Here is an 18,332-nt window from a genome sequence, read left to right as displayed (position 1 = left end):
TCCAACGAACGGCCTCAGGCCGCGAGCTTGCGCAGCACGTAGTGCAGGATGCCGCCATTGCGATAGTAGTCGAGCTCGTCGAGCGTATCGATGCGGCAGAGCAGCGGGACGTCCTTCTTGCCGCCATCGCTGGTGACGATCTCCGCCGTCAGCGTCTGGCGCGGCTTCAGGTCGCCCTGCAGCCCGCGGATCGTGACCTTCTCGTCGCCTTTCAGGCCGAGCGACGACCACGACGTGCCGTCCTGGAAGGTGAGCGGAAGCACGCCCATGCCGACCAGGTTGGAGCGATGGATGCGCTCGAAGCTCTGGCAGATCACCGCGCGCACGCCGAGCAGGCGCGTGCCCTTCGCGGCCCAGTCGCGCGACGAACCGTTGCCGTATTCGGCGCCGGCGAACACCACCAGCGGCACGCTCTCTTCCTGATACTTCATCGCGGCGTCGTAGATCGACATCTGCTCGCCGTCGGGCCAGTGCTTGGTCAATCCGCCTTCCGGAATATTGCCGTCTGCGCCCTTCAGCATGAAGTTCTTGATGCGGATGTTGGCGAAGGTGCCGCGCATCATCACTTCATGGTTGCCGCGGCGCGTGCCGTACTGGTTGAAGTCGGCCGGACGCACCTGGTGCTCGCTGAGGAACTTGCCGGCGGGCGAGGTCAGCTTGATCGAACCGGCCGGCGAGATGTGGTCGGTGGTGATCTTGTCGCCGAACATCGCTAGGATCCGCGCATCGACCACGTCGACGATCGGGTCCGGCTCCTTCTTCATGCCTTCGAAGTAGGGCGGGTTCTGCACATAGGTCGAGCTCATGTTCCAGCGATAGGTCTCGCTTTCGGTGGTCTTGATCTTGCGCCAGTTGGTGTCGCCCTTGAACACGTCGGCATACTTCTTCTTGAAGATCGTCGCGGTGACGTACTTCTTCATGAAGGCGTTGATCTCCTTGGCGGTCGGCCAGATGTCCTTCAGGAATACCGGATTGCCGTCCTTGCCGACGCCGAGCGGCTCGACCGCGAGGTCCTTGGTCACCGTGCCGGCGATCGCATGCGCGACCACCAGCGGCGGCGAAGCGAGGTAGTTCGCCTGCACGTCCGGCGAGACGCGGCCCTCGAAGTTGCGGTTGCCCGACAGCACGGCGGCGGCAACGATGCCGTTCTCGTTGATCGACTTCGAGATGTCTTCCGGCAGCGGGCCGGAGTTGCCGATGCAGGTGGTGCAGCCGAAGCCGACCAGGTTGAAGCCGACCTTGTCGAGATCGGCCTGCAGGCCGGAATTGGCGAGATACTCCGCCACCACCTGGCTGCCCGGCGCCAGCGAAGTCTTCACCCACGGCTTGGCCTTCAGGCCCTTGGCGGCTGCCTTGCGGGCCAGCAGGCCGGCGCCGATCAGCACGCTCGGGTTCGAGGTGTTGGTGCAGGAGGTGATCGCGGCGATCACGACGTCGCCATGGCCGAGATCGAAGTCGCGGCCCTCGACGCCGAAGCGCTTCCCGTCAGCGTCGGGCTTCTTGTACTCGCTGGCCAACGCGGTGGCGAAACCGGTCGACACTGCCGGCAGCGCGATACGACCCTCGGGGCGCTTCGGACCGGCCATCGACGGCACGACGTCGGCGAGGTCGAGGGTGAGCGTGGTGGTGAAGACCGGATCGGTCGACTTCGCGGTGCGGAACAGGCCCTGCGCCTTGGCGTAGGACTGCACCAGCTTGACGCGATCGGCCTTGCGGCCCGAGGTCTTCAGGTAATCGATGGTCGCGGCATCAACCGGGAAGAAACCGCAGGTCGCGCCGTATTCGGGCGCCATGTTGCCGATGGTCGCCTTGTCCGCGACCGAGAGATAATCGAGGCCCGGGCCGAAGAACTCGACGAACTTGCCGACCACGCCGAGCTTGCGCAGCATCTGGGTGACGGTGAGCACGAGGTCGGTCGCGGTGACGCCTTCCTTGAGCTGGCCCTTGAGCTTGAAGCCGACCACTTCAGGCAGCAGCATCGACAGCGGCTGGCCGAGCATGCAGGCTTCCGCCTCGATGCCGCCGACGCCCCAGCCGAGCACGGCGAGGCCGTTGACCATCGTGGTGTGCGAATCGGTGCCGACCAGCGAGTCCGGATAGGCGACCTCGAAGGTGCCGGTCTTCCTGCCGACCGTCATCTTCTCCTTCTTGGTCCACACCGTCTGCGCGAGATATTCGAGGTTGACCTGGTGGCAGATACCGGTGCCGGGCGGCACCACCGAGAAGTTCGAGAACGCCTTCTGGCCCCACTTCAGGAACTCGTAGCGCTCCTGGTTCTGCTTGTATTCCTCGACGACGTTCTTGCCGAACGCCTTGTTGTCACCGAAGAAGTTGACGATCACCGAGTGGTCGATGACGAGATCGACCGGCACCAGCGGGTTGATCTTCTCGGCATCGCCGCCGAGGTTCTGCATCGCGTTGCGCATCGCCGCGAGATCGACCACGGCCGGCACGCCGGTGAAATCCTGCATCAGCACGCGAGCCGGGCGGAAGGCGATTTCATGCTCGAGCTGGCGCTTCTTCAGCCACTTCGACACCGCGACGATGTCTTCCTTCTTGACGGTGCGGCCGTCCTCGTTGCGCAACAGGTTCTCAAGCAGAACCTTCATCGAATATGGCAGCTTCGAAATGCCCTTCAGTCCGTTCTTCTCTGCCTGCGGCAGGCTGTAATAGACGTAGGATTTGGCGCCGACCTTCATGGTCTTGCGGCATTTGAAGCTGTCGAGCGAGGTCATGCGAGGGATCCCAATTCTTAGTTTATACCCAGAAAGGGTAACTAAACACCGGCGGCGCGCTGGCTAGGAGGACAAGCCTGGGTGGCTTGCGGCCGCCGATTGTGTGCTGCATCAAGTTCCGGGCTTATAGAACCTTTCTAGAAGCGCCGCCACACCGACTAGCGTGCGCCAGCGTTGCGCGACCCAAAAATTCTCGCACGGTAGCGAAAGATTTCAGAGGGCTGTGACAAGGAGAAGCATGCGGCTCTCGGGGCAAAATCTGAAATGCGTGCGCGGCGGGCGCGAGGTGTTTTCCGGGCTGGATTTTTCGGCCGCCTCCGGCGAGGCGCTCGCGATCACCGGCCCCAACGGCTCGGGCAAGACCTCGCTGCTGCGCGTCATCGCCGGGCTGCTGATGCCGGCGGAGGGCACGTTGGCGCTGGAAGGCGGCGATGCCGAGCTGAGCCTGCCCGAACAGGCCCATTATCTCGGCCACCGCGACGCGCTGAAGCCCGCGCTATCCGTGCTTGAGAACCTTGCGTTCTGGCACGAATTCCTCGGCGGCGAGCCGCGGGACACAGGCAAATGCCTGGCGGCCGTGGCGCTCGATCACGCCACCCATCTGCCCGCGGCCTACCTCTCTGCCGGCCAGCGCCGCCGCCTGTCGATCGCACGCCTGCTCTCGGTACGGCGGCCGGTCTGGCTGCTGGACGAGCCGACCTCGGCGCTGGATACGGCCGGGCAGGAGCTGTTCGTCGGATTGATGCGAGAGCATCTCGCGCGCGGCGGCATCGTGGTCGCGGCAACCCACCTGCCGCTGGGGATCGAGGCTCGCGACCTCCGGATGGGGGGCGCGGGATGAGCGCGCTCTCTGCATTGATCCGCCGCGACATCAGGATCGCGCTGCGTGTCGGCGGCGGGGCGCTGATCGGCGTTTTGTTTTTCCTGACCGTCACCGTGCTGATGCCGTTCGCGGTCGGGCCCGACCTTGCGCTGCTGTCGCGGCTCGGTCCGGCCATCCTCTGGCTCGGTGCGCTGCTGGCGAGCCTGTTGACGCTCGACCGCCTGTTCACGGCCGATCACGAGGACGGCTCGCTCGACCTCATCGTGATGAGCCGGACGCCGCTGGAACTCGCCTGCGCCGCCAAGGCGCTGGCGCATTGGCTCGCCGCCGGACTGCCGCTGATCGTTGCGACCCCGGTGCTCGGGCTGCTGCTCAATCTCGACGGCACCGCGACGCTTGCGGTCGCGCTGACCTTGCTGGCGGGAACTCCGGCGCTGACATTCACGGGCATGATCGGCGCGGCGCTGGCCGTCACCCTGCACCGAGGCGGGCTGCTGCTGGCGGTGCTGGTGCTGCCGCTGTCGATTCCGGTGCTTATCTTCGGCGTTGCGGCCTCGCAGGCGGCGATATCGGGGCCCGTATCGTTTGGAACACCATTCTCGATCCTCTGCGCGCTGTCGCTGATCAGCCTGGTGATCGGCCCATTTGCCGCCGCCGCGAGCCTGCGGCACGGGCTGGACTGAGGTCACGGATCAATTCTCGACGAGAGGAAATCGGCCAATTGCCTGCGACACATCAGACGACTATCACGGGTGCCATGACGCTGACCGATCTCGCCAACCCGACCAGATTCCTGGCGCTGACCACACGGATCCTGCCCTGGCTGGCGGGCGCGACCGCGATCCTGCTCGCGATCGGGCTCTACCAGTCGGCGATGGCGCCGGATGACTACCAGCAGGGCGCCACGGTCAAGATCATGTTCATCCACGTCCCGAATGCGTGGCTGTCGATGTTCGTCTGGGGCGTCATGAGCATCGCCGCGCTCGGCACGCTGGTGTGGCGGCATCCGCTGGCTGATGTCGCGGCCAAGTCAGCCGCCCCGATCGGCGCCGCCTTCACCTTCCTCGCGCTGGTCACCGGCTCGCTATGGGGCCGGCCGATGTGGGGCACCTATTGGGAGTGGGACGCGCGGCTGACCTCGGTGCTGATCCTGTTCCTGATGTATCTCGGCCTGATGGCGCTGTGGCGCGCGGTCGAGGATCCGTCGCGCGCCGCGCGGGCCGCCGCGGTGCTGACGCTGGTCGGCGCGATCAACATCCCGATCATCAAATTCTCGGTCGACTGGTGGAACACGCTGCACCAGCCGGCCTCCGTGTTCCGCGCCGGCGGACCGACGCTCGACAAGGCGTTCCTGTGGCCGCTGCTGGTGATGGCGATCGCGTTCTCGCTGCTGTTCATCACCTTGCACCTCGCGGCGATGCGCAACGAGATCCTGCGCCGCCGCGTGCGCAGCCTGCAGATGATGCAGGCCAGCCGCACGGCGGTGATCGGCGAAGCCAAAGAAATGGGAGCGGCGTAACGTGATGTCGCTCGGACCCTACGCCTCCTTTATCGTCACGTCCTATGCGCTGGTCACGGCAGTGGTGCTGCTGCTGATCGTCTGGATCGCCGCCGACTATCGCCGGCAACAAGCCCGATTGCGGGAGATCGAGGCAAGCGGCGTGACGCGCCGCTCCGGCCGCAGCGCGGTGGATGTACGATGAGCGAGCAAGTGACAAATCCGCCGCCGCAGGCCCGGCGCTGGCTAGTGGCATTGCCGCTGCTGGTGTTTCTCGCGCTCGCCGGCCTGTTCCTGCTACGGCTCTACGGCGGTGATCCCTCGAAAATCCCGTCGGCGCTGATCGGCCGGCCGGCGCCGCAGACGCCGCTGCCCGCGCTCGACGGCCTGACCAGGGACGGCGCGGCTGTTCCCGGTCTCGACCCCGCCGTGTTCAAGGGCAAGGTCAGCATCGTCAATGTCTGGGCGTCCTGGTGCGTGCCCTGCCACGACGAAGCGCCGCTCTTGACCGACCTCGGCAAGGACAAGCGCTTCCAGATCATCGGCATCAACTACAAGGACGCGCCGGAAAACGCCCGCCGCTTCCTCGGCCGCTACGGCAATCCGTTCGGCATCGTCGGCGTCGACGGCAACGGCCGCGCCTCGATCGAATGGGGCGTCTACGGCGTGCCCGAGACCTTCGTGGTCGGGCGCGAAGGCAAGATCGTCTACAAGCTGGTCGGCCCGGTGACGCCTGACAACATCAACACCGTGCTGAAGGCCGAGATCGAGAAGGCGCTGGCGGCGGGAAGCTAACCGCAGCCCTTCACCTCTCCCCGTTCTTTACGGGGAGAAGGTCGAAATTCGCGCGAAGCGGGAATTTCGGGTGAGGGGCCGTGCGAGGTGCGTGCCCAATTTCGACTCTCTTCGTGGAGAGACCCCTCACCCCGACCCTCTCCCCGCAAGAGCGGGGCGAGGGAGCAGAGCGTCTACCCCTTCCGCACATCCCCCGCGTCGGCCTCGCTGGCCTCCAGCGAGGCCGGCTCGAGGTGATAGCGCTTGGTCAGCGGCATCTGGGCGATGGCGAACACCATGGTGATCGGCGTCACGCCGAATACCTTGAAGTTCACCCAGAAATCGGTCGACTGCGTGCGCCAGACGATCTCGTTGAGAACCGCCATGCCGGCAAAGAACAGCGCCCAGCGCAGCGTGAGGATGCGCCAACCCTGCGGCGTCAGGTTGAACACCTGGTCGAACATGATGGCGATGAAGGAGCGGCCGAACAGCAGCCCGCCGCCCAGCACGGCCGCGAACAGGCCGTAGATGATGGTCGGCTTGACCTTGATGAAGGTCTCGTCGTGCAGCACCAGCGTCAGCGTGCCGAACACCAGCACGATCACGCCGGTCACGATCGCCATGATCGGCACATGCTTCGTCACCACGTAGGAGGCGATCATCGCCGCGACGATTGCCACCATGAATGCGCCGGTTGCCGCGAACAAATGGTATTTCGCATTCACGACAAAGAACACCAGCAGCGGACCGATCTCGGTCGCCAGCTTGAACAGCGGATGCGGCTGCGTCTTGTCCATCAATCGATCCCGGCAATCGCCTTGGCAAAATCCTTCGCCGTGAACGGCGCGAGATCCTCGACGCCTTCGCCGACGCCGATGAAATGCACCGGCAGCTTGTGCTTCTCCGACAGCGCGACCAGGATGCCGCCACGGGCGGTGCCGTCGAGCTTGGTCATCACGAGGCCGGTGACGCCTGCCGTACGATGAAACGCCTCGACCTGCGACAGCGCATTTTGTCCCACCGTGGCGTCGAGCACGAGCAGCACCGCGTGCGGCGCCGACGCGTCGACCTTCTTGATCACGCGCACGACCTTTTCGAGTTCGTTCATCAGCTCGGACTTGTTCTGCAGCCGGCCAGCGGTGTCGATCAGGAGCACGTCCCGCTGCTGCTCCTTGGCGGAGGTCAGCGCCGTGAAGGCGAGGCTCGCCGAATCGGAACCCTGGGCGCCGGCGATGACCGGCGCCTTGGTGCGCTCACCCCAGACCTTGAGCTGCTCGATCGCCGCGGCACGGAACGTGTCGCCGGCGGCGAGCATCACCTTGCGGCCCTCGGCCGCGAACTTCGCGGCCAGCTTGCCGATCGTCGTGGTCTTGCCGGACCCGTTGACACCGACGACCAGGACGACGAATGGCTGCTTCGACGCATCGATCTGAAGCGGCTTCGCCACCGGCGCCAGCACCTTCTCGACCTCGGTCGCGACCACCGACTTGACCTCGTCGGCGGAGATCGCCTTGTCGTAGCGGCCCTTGCCGACCGCATCGGCGATCCGGACCGACACTTCGGTGCCGAGATCGGCGCGCAGCAGCACATCCTCGATGTCATCGAGCATGGCGCGATCGAGCTTGCGCTTGGTGACGAGATCGGCGACCGCGGTCCCGAGCGCGCCCGAGGTGCGCTTCAGACCGCTGGTCAGCCGCTGCCACCAGCTCTTTTTGGGTTGTTCCGCAGTGGTATCGTTCATGGCGCGGCTGTGTTAGCCGTTTCGCCCCACAAACGAAAGTCTCGACGAATTGATCGATGTTCCCTCATTGACCCCTGAACAAATCCAGGCGCGGGTGCTCCACCGCGACGGGCTGATGCTGGTCATCGACAAGCCGGCCGGGCTGCCGGTGCATCGCGGCCCCAAGGGCGGGCCCAACCTCGAAGCGTCGTTCGACGGGCTGCGGTTCGGCCTGCCGCGGCCGCCGGTGCTGGCGCATCGACTCGACAAGGACACCTCCGGCTGCCTCGTCCTGGGACGCCATCGCAAGGCGACCGCCTCGCTCGGGCTGCTGTTCAAGCACGGCAAGATTTCCAAGACCTACTGGACCGTCGTCGAGGGTGGGCCTGCGGAGGACGAAGGCACCATCGACATGCCGCTCGGCCGGCTCAACGCCGAGCGCGGCTGGTGGCAGAAGCCCGATCCGGACGGGCAGAAGGCGGTCACCAACTGGAAGGTGCTGGGGCGGAGCAACGGACTGGCCTGGCTAGCGATGGAGCCGGTCACCGGCCGCACCCATCAGCTGCGGGTGCATTCGGCCGCCTCCGGCTGGCCGATCGTCGGCGACAACATCTACGGCAACGGCCCGCGCTTCGGCGAGCCGATCCTGCATCTGCATTCGCGCGAAATCGGCATCCCGATCTCCCGCAACAAGGACCCGGTGCACGTCGTCGCGCCGGCGCCGGACCACATGCGGGAGCGGCTCACGGCCTGCGGCTGGAACGGCGAATAGACCCCGGACTTTTACGGACCATTATCCTTTACCGAACGTTCAGCCCGATCCTGTAGTCCTGCAAGCCGGCCTAGAAACAGGCGCCGCGACGGGCTCAGGACGAGCAATGCAGAATGCCGGACAAGCCATTGTCGACGAAGTCGAAGCCGCGATCCGCGCCGGCTCGGCCGAAAAATGCATGGCGACGGCGAAGCGCGTCACCGACCTGTTCCTCACCTCCGCCGGCAGCTTCAACGCCGAGCAGATCGAGCTGTTCGACAACGTGCTCGAGCGGCTGGTCAAGACCATCGAGTTGCGCGCCCTCGCCGATCTCAGCGCGAAAATGGCGCTGGCCGAGATCAGCGAGCAGCTGGCGCCGGTCAAGCAGGCGCCGCCCGCGCTGGTGCGCCGCCTTGCCAGCAATGACGAGATCAGGATCGCGCGGCCGATGCTGCAGGAATCCTCGCGCCTGAGCACCGAGGACCTGGTCGAGATCGCGCAGACCAAGAGCGAGCAGCATCTGCTTGCCGTCGCCGGCCGCTGGTGGCTGAAGGAAGCCGTCACCGACGCGCTGCTGGCGCGCCGCTTCGTCAGCGTGAGCCGGCGCGTGGTCAACAATCCCGGTGCAAAAGTGTCGCCGAGCGGCTTCGTCGTCATCCTCGCCCAGGCGGAATACGATCCGGACCTCGCGGTCGAGACCGGCATCCGCGCCGACCTGCCGTCGGAGCTCCGCCTGCAACTTCTGCACGACGCCACCGAAGAGGTTCGCGCTCGTCTGCTGGAGCGGGCTCCGCCGCATCTGTTCGAGGAAATCCGTCACGCGATCGCCGCGGTTGCGGCCGGCGTCGAGCGCGACATGTCGCGGGTCCGCGATTTCACCGCGGCGAAGCGCCACGTCGCCAAGCTCAAGGACAGCGGCGAGCTCGACGAAGCCGTGCTGCTCAACTTCGCCAAACAGCGGAAGTATGAGGAGACCGTGGTTGCGCTGGCCTATCTGGCGCAATCGAGCGTCGAGGTGATCCGCCCGCTGATGCAAAGCCTGCGCAGCGAAGGCCTGCTGGTGCCTTGCCGCGCCGCCGGGCTGAGCTGGGAAACCACCGCGGCGATCATGGAATGCCGCTACTCGACCGGAGCCATGGGACCGGCTGAGCTGGCCAATGCCAAGAGCCAGTTCACGCGACTGACATCCGGCAACGCCGACCGCCTGCTACGATTCTGGCAGGTCCGCGCGTCGCAATCTCCGCCGCCGGGCAAGCGCTAGACTTTTGGTTGCTCACACCGTGAGACGGGCACCGTCATGACCAGTGACGACGTGCTCCCGCACCATGCCGGGCAGATCACCATCGATCGCGACGGGCAGGAAATGCTCGGTACGCCCTTGCCTCTCGCTCTCGATCAGCACGTTGCGTGTTGCGCCGACCTCCGCGGCGAGCCGCCGCCGCAGCGCGACTTCACCCGCCGCCCGCAGGCGCTTCGCGCGTTCCTTGATCGCGCCGCCGGCAACCTGCGGCATCCGCGCGGCCGGCGTTCCCGGGCGCTTCGAGTAGGGAAATACATGCAGGAAGGTGAGACCGCATTGCTCGACCAGATCGAGCGAGCGCGAAAACATCTCCTCGGTCTCGGTCGGGAAGCCCGCGATGATATCGGCGCCGAGCGCGATATCCGGCCTTAGCCGGCGCACCTGCACGCAGAACTCGATCGCGTCCCGGCGCGAATGCCGCCGCTTCATCCGCTTGAGGATCATGTCGTCGCCGGACTGCAGCGACAGATGCAGATGCGGCATCAGCCGCGCGTCATCGGCGATCACGTCGAGCAGGTCGCGGTCGGCCTCGATCGAATCGATCGACGAGATGCGCAGCCGCTTCAGCTCCGGCACATGGCGCAGGATCTGCCGGGTCAACTGGCCGAGCTTCGGCGCGCCAGGTAAATCGGCGCCGTAGCTCGTCAGATCGACGCCGGTCAGCACGATCTCGGCATGGCCGCGCTCGACAAGCGTGCGGACCTGATCGACCACCGCGCCCATCGGCACCGAGCGCGAATTGCCGCGGCCATAGGGAATGATGCAGAAGGTGCAGCGATGGTCGCAGCCGTTCTGCACCTGGACGAACACCCGCGGCAGGCCGCGCTCGAAACCGTCGACGAGATGCGGCGCCATCTCGGTCACCGCCATGATGTCGGCGACCGCGACCTTCTCGCTCGCGCCGATGTCGAATGCGGTGCGCGTCGCGCGCCAGGCTTCGCCGCGCGTCTTCTCGTCATTGCCGACGACGCGGTCGACCTCGGCCATCTCCGCAAACATGCCGGCCTGCGTCTGCGCCGCGCAGCCGGTGACGACGATGCGCGCCGAGGGGCGCTCGCGCTTCAGCTTGCGGATCGACTGCCGAGCCTGCGCGACCGCCTCGTTGGTGACCGCGCAACTATTGATGACGATGGTGTCGTCGAGCCCCGCCCGCTCCGCCTCGCGCCGGATCACTTCGGATTCGAATGCATTGAGGCGGCAGCCAAAGGTGACGACATCGACACCCATGGGAATCAAGCGACGCTGGCGAACAGCGCCGGATCAAAGCGACCTTCGTACTCGAAATCGGCGGTGCCGGTCATCAGCACGTGGTCGTCGCGCTCGCGCCACTCGATGCCGAGCTTGCCGCCGGGCAGCGTCATCTCGACGATACGGTTGGCGCGCTTCAGCCGTGCCGCGGCGACCGCCGTCGCGCAGGCCGCCGACCCGCAGGCCCGGGTCAGGCCGGCGCCGCGTTCCCAAGTGCGCATCGTGATGTGGTCGCGATCGACGATGTGGGCGAGCGTGATGTTGGCGCGCTCGGGGAAGATCGGATGATTTTCCAACAGCGGCCCGAAGCGCTCGAGATCGTAGGCGGTGACGTCGTCGACCCAGAAGATCGCGTGCGGATTGCCCATCGAGACCACCGACGGCGAATGCAGCACCGGATTGTCGATCGGCCCGACCTGCAGCTCGATGTAGCGGGTGTCGCGGAATTCCTCGGCGAGCGGAATGTCCTTCCAGCCGAACTTCGGCGCGCCCATGTCGACGGTGTAGAGATCGGGCGCGGGCCCCTGCCAGCAATTGAGCAGGCCGGCGCGGGTCTCGAAGGTCGCCGTGGTCTGGCCGGTCTTCTCGAAGATCCGCCGCACCACGCAGCGCATGCCGTTGCCGCAGGCGCCGGCCTCCGAGCCGTCACTGTTGTAGATCTTGATGAACGCCTCGGTGCCCTCGAACCGCGGCGGCTGCAGCACCATCAACTGGTCATAGGGCACGCCGGCGGGCGAGGCGACCGCGCGCGCCTCCTCAGCCGTCACCGACGCCTTGGAATCGCGCAGGTCGACGACGACGATCTCGTTGCCGATGCCGTTCATCTTGGCGAATGCGTGATTGGCGAGCGCGCTCATCGATTTTCCCAATTTCTGCCCGGTTATATGGCGAGTGGTAGCTGATTGGCCAGTCTGAATGGCCGCATGACGCATCTGTCATGGGACGAAAGCAGAACTTGCATGTTAGGAGTGTCGCACCTCGCGGACCGTGCGCCGGGACAGCTCAAGCGGCCGTTTTGAGGTTGGGGATGGAGAAGACCGAATGAACCGTATCAGCACGTTCCGCGCGGCGATGGTCGCGCTGTCTTTGGCCGCGATGGCACTGGCAAGCCCGGCATCCGCCCAGTCGCCGACCGCCTCGCCCTCGCCTGCCCCCGCGGCGAGCCCGGCGCCCGCGCCGGCGGCAACGCCGACTCCAGTGCCGCCGCCGGCCGAAACCAAGTCACCGGCCGACAGCCCCGCCGCATCCCAGACCCCGACCCCGCCGCCGGCCGCGCCGGTGCAGGCCGCCGACCCGTTCGGCGAGCCGTTCACGCTGGAGCCGAAGAAGGTCGTGATGCTGAAGGGCAATGCCAATTGGGATTCGGCGTTCGACGCCCTGATCGAGGCGTTCAAGCAGCTCACCGCGCAGCTCGGCAAGGAGAGCGTCAAGCCGGCCGGCAATCCGATGATTGTCTACACCTCGACCGACGACACCGGCTTCACCTTCATCGCCGAGATACCGGTCGATCAGGACGTCAAGAACCTCGGCAAGAGCATGAGCATGGGCACCTCGCCGGACGGTAAGGCGCTCAAGTTCGTCCATCGCGGCTCCTACGACAACATGGACAACACCTATGAGGCGATCACCAATCACCTCGACGACAAGAAGCTCGAGGCCAAGGACACCTTCATCGAGGAATACATCACCGATCCGCTGAAGACCGCGGAAGACAAGCTGGTGATCAACGTCTACGTGCCACTGAAGTGAGAGCCATGAAACTGACCCTGCCGCTCGCCACCCTCGCGCTTTCGCTGCTCGCGGCACCTGCGCTCGCGCAGGTGCCGCCGCCCGCGATCTCGGTCACCGGCGAAGCCACCGTCTCGGTGGCGCCGGACCAGGCCATGATCGACGGCGGAGTGACGAGCGACGCGAAGACGGCGCGCGAAGCAGCCGAAGCCAACAACGCGGCGATGGCAAAGGTGCTCGCCGCGCTGAAGGGCGCCGGTCTCGACGACAAGGACTACCAGACGTCGCGGCTGTCGCTGCAGCCGAAATACGCTGCCGGCATCTCGTCGGGCCCGAGCACGATCAACGGCTATCGCGCCAGCAACCGCGTCACCATCAAGGTGCGTGACGTCAGCAAGGTCGCCGGCGTGATCGACACGCTGGTCGGCGCCGGTGCCAACGAGATCGGCGGCATCAATTTCGTGGTGTCGCAGGCCTCCAAGGTGCTCGACGAGGCGCGCGAGAAAGCCGTCGCCGATGCGCGCCGCAAGGCCGACATCTACGCGAAAGCCGCCGGCGTCACGCTCGGCGAGCCCATCAGCATTTCCGAGGAAGGCAGCGCGCCCGTACCGATGTATCGCAGCAAGATGGCCACACCGATGGCGGCCTCCGGCGCGCCCGTCGCACAGGGCGAGGAGACGCTGTCGGTGACGGTCAGCGTGTCCTGGGCGATCAAGGGCAAGTAGTCTCTCCGTCGTCCCGGCGAAGGCCGGGACCCATTACCACCGTTTTTAGTTGGAGCGTTCGGCTGGGGCCCCAGCCATCACAAAACTAGACCCTGTGGTTATGGGTCCCGGCCTTCGCCGGGACGACGGTTAGATTTTCGAATTCCTGCCCGGGCCTCAGCAGGCGTAGCCCGGATGGAGCGAAGCGAAATCCGGGAAGGTCTATCCGTGGAGAGATCGGCCCCGGATTGCGCTGCGCTCCATCCGGGCTGCTTTTCTCCTAGATCTCGAACACCTGTCCGGGCTTCAGCGTCAAAAACTTCTCCCGCGGCACCTTGGCTGCGTCCAGCGCCTCGCCGAGCGCGATCACCGGCGCATCGATTGCCTCATCAGTCAGTTGGAACGTGCCGTGGTGATGCGCCAGCGCCTGCGCGGCGCCGCAATCGGCCAGCGCCTTCACTGCGTCTTCCGGATTCATGTGCTGGTCGCGCATGAACCAGCGCGGCTCGTAGGCGCCGATCGGCAGGATCGCGAGCCGCAGCGGGCCGTGCGCCTCGGCAACACGGCGGAAATGTACGCCGTTGCCGTAGCCGGAATCGCAGACGATGTAGAGCTTGCCGGCCGGCGTCTCCAGCACGAAGCTCGCCCACAGCGCCTTGTTGCGGTCGAACAGCCCGCGCGCCGACCAATGCCGCGTCGGCACCAGCGTCACGGCAACGCCGCCTCCGAGCTCAACGCGTTGATGCCAGTCGAACGCCTCGGCCTTGATTGCTTCATCCGCCGCGCGCATCGTCACATCATTGCCGAGCGGCGTGACCACGCGCGGCGCGAACGTCGCGGCAAGCTTCGACAGCGTCGCAAGGTCGAGATGGTCGTAATGGCCGTGCGACACCAGCACGACGTCGATCTTCGGCAGCTTGTCGAAGGCGATGCCGGGATCGTTGTGGCGCTTCGGTCCGGCGAAACTGACCGGCGAGACGCGCATCGACCACACCGGATCGATGAGGATGTTGAGGCCGGCCGTCTGGATCAGCCAGCTCGCATGGCCGACGAACGAGCACCGCACACCGGCCCCGTCGACCCGCGGCGGCGGCGAGTCGGCATAAGGACTCGGCACCCAGTCCGGCCAGTCCGATCGCTTGCGGCCGCCACCGAACTGCCAGCGCAGCACCTCGGCGAGCGACCTCGGCGGCGATCCGTCGGGATCGAAGAAATGCAGGCCGTCGAAGTGATCGGAGACGGGGCCGTCATAGGTTTTCATGGAGGACATCCAGATCGAGGGCACGCCGATCGCCGCGGCGGCTCCGGTCAAGGCTGCAAGGACGCGGCGGCGGCTGATGGGCAAGCGGTTTCCCGACAGGAGGCAGGCTCCGGTTATATGGGTGGCACGGCCGGATACGGAACTTGTACGGCAAAACTCCACAAACTCAGTACCTTAGCGCCAGAGCCCGGGAAATTGCAGCCAAACTTGCCTTGACTTTCCGGCCCCCGCAGCGTTTAACGCGGCCACTTTCTCGGAAAGATCCGTCTTTTCGACCCGCCGACCGGTCCTGGAGGCCGGAGGTCAACGCCCGACAGCGCGATGCGCCCTCGGGCGCGAAAGTGTTTGAATTCACTACGAAGGACAACGGCATTGTTCGACAATCTGTCGGAACGGCTTGGTGGCATTCTCGATCGTCTGACGGGGCGCGGCGCGCTGACCGAGAAGGACGTCGATGCCGCGATGCGCGAGGTGCGCCGCGCGCTGCTCGAGGCCGACGTCGCGCTCGAAGTGGTCCGCAGCTTCATCGACAAGGTCCGCGAGCAGGCGATCGGCGCCACCGTCGTCAAGTCGGTGACGCCGGGCCAGATGGTGGTGAAGATCGTCCATGACGAGCTCGTCGCCACGCTCGGCTCCGACGGCCAGACCATCGACATCAATTCCGTGCCGCCGGTGCCGATCATGATGGTCGGTCTGCAGGGCTCCGGCAAAACCACCACCACCGCGAAGCTCGCACGCCGCATGGTCCAGCGCGACAAGCGCAAGGTGCTGATGGCCTCGCTCGACGTCTATCGCCCGGCCGCCATGGAGCAGCTCGCGGTGCTCGGCCGCGACCTCGACATTCCGACGCTGCCGATCGTCGCCGGCCAGATGCCGCCGCAGATCGCGCGGCGCGCGCTCGAGGCCGGCAAGCTCGGCGGCTACGACGTCGTGCTGCTCGACACCGCCGGCCGCACCACGCTCGACGAAGACATGATGAAGGAGGCGGCCGACATCAAGGCCGCCGCCAATCCGCATGAAGTGCTGCTGGTCGCCGACAGCCTCACCGGCCAGGACGCGGTCAACCTCGCGCGCTCGTTCGACCAGCGCGTCGGCCTCACCGGCATCGTGCTGACCCGTGTCGACGGCGACGGCCGCGGCGGCGCCGCGCTGTCGATGCGCGCGGTCACCGGCAAGCCGATCAAGCTGCTCGGCACCGGCGAAAAGACCGATGCGCTGGAGGATTTCCATCCGAACCGGATCGCCGGCCGCATCCTCGGCATGGGCGACGTGGTCTCCCTGGTCGAGAAGGCGGCGGCGAATATCGACGCCGAGAAGGCCGCGCGCACTGCCGAGCGCATGCGCAAGGGTCAGTTCGACCTCAACGACATGCGCGAGCAACTGCAGCAGATGGCGAACATGGGCGGCATCGGCGGCCTGATGGGCATGATGCCCGGCATCGCCAAGATGAAGAACCAGATCGCCGCCGCCGGGATCGACGACAAGATTTTGAAGCGCCAGGTCGCGGTCATCGATTCGATGACGCGGCAGGAGCGCAAGAACCCCGACCTCTTGAAGGCCAGCCGCAAGAAGCGCATCGCCGCCGGCTCCGGCCAAAGCGTCGAGCAGGTCAACAAGCTGCTGAAGATGCACCGGAACATGGCGGACATGATGAAGGCCATGGGAAGCGGCAAGCGCGGCCCGCTGGCCGGCATCGCGCAGGCGATGGGTTTTGGCGGCGGCATGAAGCCGCCTTCGGCCGAAGAGATGAAGGCGATGGCCGAGAAGATGCAGGGCGGCGCTGGCGGCGGCCTGCCCAATCTGCCGAAGGACCTTCCGCCCGGCCTGCGTGGCGGCCTGCCGAACGTGCCGGGGCTGACCGGCCTCAGCGGCAAGCCGATGCTGCCGGGCCTCGGCGGCTTCCCGGGCAAAAAGAAATGAGAATTCGTCGCGATGGTCCGCATGCGGCCGGCGCGACGCGGAATACCGATCAACCGAACAAACCGTACTTTGAAGGAGAACTGAATGTCCGTTGTTATCCGCCTTGCTCGCGCAGGCACCAAGAAGCGTCCGGTCTATCACGTCGTCGTCGCCGACTCGCGCTTCCCGCGCGATGGCCGCTTCATCGAGCGTCTCGGCCACTTCAACCCGCTGCTGCCGAAGGACAACGAGGCCCGCCTCAAGCTCGACATGGACAAGGTGAAGGCCTGGCTCGCCAAGGGCGCGCAGCCGTCGGATCGCGTGACCCGCTTCCTCGACGCCGCCGGCATCGTGAAGCGCACCGCGCGCAACAACCCCGAGAAGGCCGTGCCGCGCAAGGAGCGCAAGGCGCAGGCCGAAGCCGCCGCCAAGGCATAAGCTGAACGGCTGCTACGGTGGCTGCACCGGTCTGTGTCGCCCGTATCGGCGCTGCGCATGGCGTGCGCGGCGCCGTCAGGCTTTGGACCTTCACCGAAGACCCGCTGGCCGTGAAGGATTACGGCCCGCTGACGACCAAGGACGGCACGCGCCAGTTCGAGGTCACGCATGTCCGCGAGGCCAAGGATCACCTGGTGGCAACGCTGAAAGGCGTCGCCACGCGCGATGACGCCGAGCGCCTCAACGGCCTCGAGCTCTATGTTCCGCGCGATCGGCTGCCGGACACCGACGACGGCGAATACTACCACACCGACCTGATCGGGCTCGCCGCGGTGACGACGGCGGAGCAGCCGCTCGGCAGGGTGATCGCGATCCATAATTTCGGCGCCGGCGACATCATCGAGATCGCCCCGCCGCAGGGCGCGACCATGCTGCTGCCCTTCACCAATGCCGTGGTGCCGACCGTCGATCTCGCCGGCGGCCGCGTCGTGATCGAGCTGCCACAGGAAGTCGACGGCGACGATCCGTCGGCTGCGTGATCTCGTAGCCCGGATGCAGCGCAGCGAAATCCGGGTCCCGGATTACGCTTCGCTCCATCCGGGCTACATGCAAAGCCTCGACCTCACGGCCGTGGTGCCGTAACCAAAGGCCATGACATCTCAGCCGACACCCTGGCGCGCGACCGTGCTGACGCTGTTTCCGGACATGTTTCCGGGACCGCTCGGCGTGAGCCTGGCCGGCAAGGCGCTGGCCGGCGGCCTCTGGACGCTGGAGGCGCGCGACATCCGGGCGTCGGCGACCGACAAGCACCGCAGCGTCGACGACACGCCGGCCGGCGGCGGCCCGGGCATGGTGCTGCGCGCCGACGTACTGGCGGTTGCGATCGACGCCGCCGGCATTGCGCCTGAGCGCCCGCGGCTGCTGATGAGCCCGCGCGGTCGGCCATTGACCCAGGCGCAGGTCACCGCGCTTGCGGCCGGGCCGGGCCCGCTGATCGTCTGCGGCCGCTTCGAGGGCATCGACCAGCGGGTGATCGAGGCCCGCGCGCTCGAGGAGGTCTCGATCGGCGATTACGTGCTGTCCGGGGGCGAAATCGCCGCGATGGCGCTGATCGACGCCTGCGTGCGGCTGCTGCCGGGGGTGATGGGCAAACAAGCCTCCGGAACCGAGGAGAGCTTCTCGGAAGGACTACTGGAATACCCCCAATACACCCGTCCGCAGGAGTTCGAGGGCCGACCGATCCCGGAAATCCTGATTTCCGGCGATCACGCCAAGGTTGCCGCCTGGCGGCTGGCCCAGTCCGAGGCTCTGACGGCGGCCCGTCGCCCCGACCTCTGGACCCGGAAGGCCGGCCAAAAACCTCTCGGGCGAGGTACAAAAAACACGACAGACGGGTGACAAACCCGCCGCTTTGCCTTATAGGGGCGGCCTAATCCGCACACGCGCAGGATAG

At 66.2% G+C, this 18,332-nt stretch carries 19 protein-coding genes; 13 read left to right on the top strand and 6 right to left on the bottom strand.

Translation table 11 applies throughout. The annotated features are described in order from the left end of the window. Positions 1-14: 14 nt before the first annotated feature. Positions 15-2,735, bottom strand: a complete 2,721-nt coding sequence (gene acnA / locus JQ633_RS16000) for an aconitate hydratase AcnA (protein ID WP_211985990.1) — start codon at positions 2,733-2,735, stop codon at positions 15-17. Positions 2,736-2,973: 238 nt separating this feature from the next. On the opposite strand from acnA, the gene ccmA reads away from it, so the two are divergent. The 5 genes from ccmA to JQ633_RS15975 all read left to right on the top strand — a co-directional run bounded on the left by ccmA (position 2,974) and on the right by JQ633_RS15975 (position 5,851). Beyond that, entirely contained in the window at positions 2,974-3,576 is a 603-nt protein-coding gene (ccmA, locus tag JQ633_RS15995; protein WP_211985989.1) for a heme ABC exporter ATP-binding protein CcmA, read from the top strand. After that, entirely contained in the window at positions 3,573-4,241 is a 669-nt protein-coding gene (gene ccmB, locus JQ633_RS15990; RefSeq protein ID WP_211985988.1) for a heme exporter protein CcmB, read from the top strand. Before ccmA ends, ccmB begins: the two co-directional genes overlap by 4 nt. A gap of 74 nt (positions 4,242-4,315) precedes the next feature. Further along, positions 4,316-5,077 carry a heme ABC transporter permease gene (locus tag JQ633_RS15985; RefSeq protein WP_211986078.1) on the top strand — a complete coding sequence of 254 codons (762 nt, stop codon included), beginning with the start codon at positions 4,316-4,318 and terminating at the stop codon, positions 5,075-5,077. 4 nt (positions 5,078-5,081) lie between these two features. Further along, a complete protein-coding gene (ccmD, locus tag JQ633_RS15980; RefSeq protein ID WP_211986077.1) occupies positions 5,082-5,261 on the top strand; it encodes a heme exporter protein CcmD in 180 nt (59 codons plus the stop codon). Continuing rightward, positions 5,258-5,851, top strand: coding sequence for a DsbE family thiol:disulfide interchange protein (locus JQ633_RS15975; RefSeq protein WP_211985987.1), 594 nt, complete (start codon positions 5,258-5,260; stop codon positions 5,849-5,851). Before ccmD ends, JQ633_RS15975 begins: the two co-directional genes overlap by 4 nt. A 173-nt stretch (positions 5,852-6,024) precedes the next feature. Here JQ633_RS15975 and JQ633_RS15970 read toward each other — a convergent pair whose 3' ends face one another. Together JQ633_RS15970 and ftsY are read right to left on the bottom strand one after the other, a co-directional pair. Then, positions 6,025-6,627 (bottom strand): septation protein A, encoded by a 603-nt coding sequence (locus JQ633_RS15970; protein WP_211985986.1) that lies wholly within the window; start codon positions 6,625-6,627, stop codon positions 6,025-6,027. After that, positions 6,627-7,571, bottom strand: a complete 945-nt coding sequence (gene ftsY, locus JQ633_RS15965) for a signal recognition particle-docking protein FtsY (protein ID WP_211985985.1) — start codon at positions 7,569-7,571, stop codon at positions 6,627-6,629. The genes JQ633_RS15970 and ftsY overlap by 1 nt, the downstream gene beginning before the upstream one ends. Before the next feature lie 49 nt (positions 7,572-7,620). Here ftsY and JQ633_RS15960 point away from each other — a divergent pair, with 49 nt between their 5' ends. Then, positions 7,621-8,322 carry an RluA family pseudouridine synthase gene (locus JQ633_RS15960; RefSeq protein WP_211985984.1) on the top strand — a complete coding sequence of 234 codons (702 nt, stop codon included), beginning with the start codon at positions 7,621-7,623 and terminating at the stop codon, positions 8,320-8,322. Positions 8,323-8,428: 106 nt separating this feature from the next. After that, a complete protein-coding gene (locus tag JQ633_RS15955; RefSeq protein ID WP_211985983.1) occupies positions 8,429-9,562 on the top strand; it encodes a DUF2336 domain-containing protein in 1,134 nt (377 codons plus the stop codon). Positions 9,563-9,574: 12 nt separating this feature from the next. Here JQ633_RS15955 and mtaB read toward each other — a convergent pair whose 3' ends face one another. Beyond that, positions 9,575-10,828: a tRNA (N(6)-L-threonylcarbamoyladenosine(37)-C(2))-methylthiotransferase MtaB gene (gene mtaB, locus JQ633_RS15950; protein WP_211985982.1), complete on the bottom strand. Its 1,254-nt coding sequence runs from the start codon at positions 10,826-10,828 to the stop codon at positions 9,575-9,577. 5 nt (positions 10,829-10,833) lie between these two features. After that, entirely contained in the window at positions 10,834-11,706 is an 873-nt protein-coding gene (gene dapF, locus JQ633_RS15945; RefSeq protein ID WP_211985981.1) for a diaminopimelate epimerase, read from the bottom strand. Between the two features lie 184 nt (positions 11,707-11,890). On the opposite strand from dapF, the gene JQ633_RS15940 reads away from it, so the two are divergent. Beyond that, the gene (locus JQ633_RS15940; protein WP_211985980.1) at positions 11,891-12,598 is read left to right on the top strand and encodes a GyrI-like domain-containing protein; all 708 of its coding nucleotides are present in this window, start codon (positions 11,891-11,893) and stop codon (positions 12,596-12,598) included. 5 nt (positions 12,599-12,603) lie between these two features. Beyond that, positions 12,604-13,302, top strand: coding sequence for an SIMPL domain-containing protein (locus JQ633_RS15935; protein WP_211985979.1), 699 nt, complete (start codon positions 12,604-12,606; stop codon positions 13,300-13,302). A 259-nt stretch (positions 13,303-13,561) separates the two neighbouring features. On the opposite strand, the gene JQ633_RS15930 is transcribed toward JQ633_RS15935, so the two are convergent. Next, complete coding sequence (locus tag JQ633_RS15930) at positions 13,562-14,626, bottom strand: MBL fold metallo-hydrolase (protein WP_211985978.1); 1,065 nt, start codon at positions 14,624-14,626, stop codon at positions 13,562-13,564. Between the two features lie 288 nt (positions 14,627-14,914). Between JQ633_RS15930 and ffh the strand changes: the two genes are divergently transcribed. The 4 genes from ffh to trmD all read left to right on the top strand — a co-directional run bounded on the left by ffh (position 14,915) and on the right by trmD (position 18,277). Next, positions 14,915-16,462, top strand: a complete 1,548-nt coding sequence (gene ffh, locus JQ633_RS15925) for a signal recognition particle protein (RefSeq protein WP_211985977.1) — start codon at positions 14,915-14,917, stop codon at positions 16,460-16,462. Positions 16,463-16,546: 84 nt separating this feature from the next. Further along, complete coding sequence (gene rpsP / locus JQ633_RS15920) at positions 16,547-16,879, top strand: 30S ribosomal protein S16 (RefSeq protein WP_211985976.1); 333 nt, start codon at positions 16,547-16,549, stop codon at positions 16,877-16,879. Between the two features lie 17 nt (positions 16,880-16,896). After that, positions 16,897-17,418: a ribosome maturation factor RimM gene (rimM, locus tag JQ633_RS15915; RefSeq protein WP_211985975.1), complete on the top strand. Its 522-nt coding sequence runs from the start codon at positions 16,897-16,899 to the stop codon at positions 17,416-17,418. Positions 17,419-17,530: 112 nt separating this feature from the next. Continuing rightward, positions 17,531-18,277 carry a tRNA (guanosine(37)-N1)-methyltransferase TrmD gene (gene trmD, locus JQ633_RS15910; RefSeq protein WP_211985974.1) on the top strand — a complete coding sequence of 249 codons (747 nt, stop codon included), beginning with the start codon at positions 17,531-17,533 and terminating at the stop codon, positions 18,275-18,277. Positions 18,278-18,332: the final 55 nt, after the last annotated feature.

The organism is Bradyrhizobium tropiciagri, assembly GCF_018130505.1.
Classification (GTDB): Bacteria; Pseudomonadota; Alphaproteobacteria; order Rhizobiales; family Xanthobacteraceae; genus Bradyrhizobium; species Bradyrhizobium tropiciagri_B.
The sequence above is the reverse complement of the archived record's forward strand: the minus strand, read 5'-3'. Positions and strand labels throughout refer to the sequence as shown.

Coding starts and splice junctions, on each gene's coding strand:
- JQ633_RS15955 (WP_211985983.1), top strand. CDS start 8,429: ATGCAGAATGCCGGACAAGCCATTGTCGACGAAGTCGAAGCCGCGATC.
- JQ633_RS15975 (WP_211985987.1), top strand. CDS start 5,258: ATGAGCGAGCAAGTGACAAATCCGCCGCCGCAGGCCCGGCGCTGGCTA.
- ftsY (WP_211985985.1), bottom strand. CDS start 7,571: ATGAACGATACCACTGCGGAACAACCCAAAAAGAGCTGGTGGCAGCGG.
- ccmD (WP_211986077.1), top strand. CDS start 5,082: ATGTCGCTCGGACCCTACGCCTCCTTTATCGTCACGTCCTATGCGCTG.
- dapF (WP_211985981.1), bottom strand. CDS start 11,706: ATGAGCGCGCTCGCCAATCACGCATTCGCCAAGATGAACGGCATCGGC.
- acnA (WP_211985990.1), bottom strand. CDS start 2,735: ATGACCTCGCTCGACAGCTTCAAATGCCGCAAGACCATGAAGGTCGGC.
- ccmB (WP_211985988.1), top strand. CDS start 3,573: ATGAGCGCGCTCTCTGCATTGATCCGCCGCGACATCAGGATCGCGCTG.
- ccmA (WP_211985989.1), top strand. CDS start 2,974: ATGCGGCTCTCGGGGCAAAATCTGAAATGCGTGCGCGGCGGGCGCGAG.
- JQ633_RS15935 (WP_211985979.1), top strand. CDS start 12,604: ATGAAACTGACCCTGCCGCTCGCCACCCTCGCGCTTTCGCTGCTCGCG.
- JQ633_RS15940 (WP_211985980.1), top strand. CDS start 11,891: ATGAACCGTATCAGCACGTTCCGCGCGGCGATGGTCGCGCTGTCTTTG.
- trmD (WP_211985974.1), top strand. CDS start 17,531: ATGACATCTCAGCCGACACCCTGGCGCGCGACCGTGCTGACGCTGTTT.
- mtaB (WP_211985982.1), bottom strand. CDS start 10,828: ATGGGTGTCGATGTCGTCACCTTTGGCTGCCGCCTCAATGCATTCGAA.
- JQ633_RS15985 (WP_211986078.1), top strand. CDS start 4,316: ATGACGCTGACCGATCTCGCCAACCCGACCAGATTCCTGGCGCTGACC.
- rpsP (WP_211985976.1), top strand. CDS start 16,547: ATGTCCGTTGTTATCCGCCTTGCTCGCGCAGGCACCAAGAAGCGTCCG.
- JQ633_RS15970 (WP_211985986.1), bottom strand. CDS start 6,627: ATGGACAAGACGCAGCCGCATCCGCTGTTCAAGCTGGCGACCGAGATC.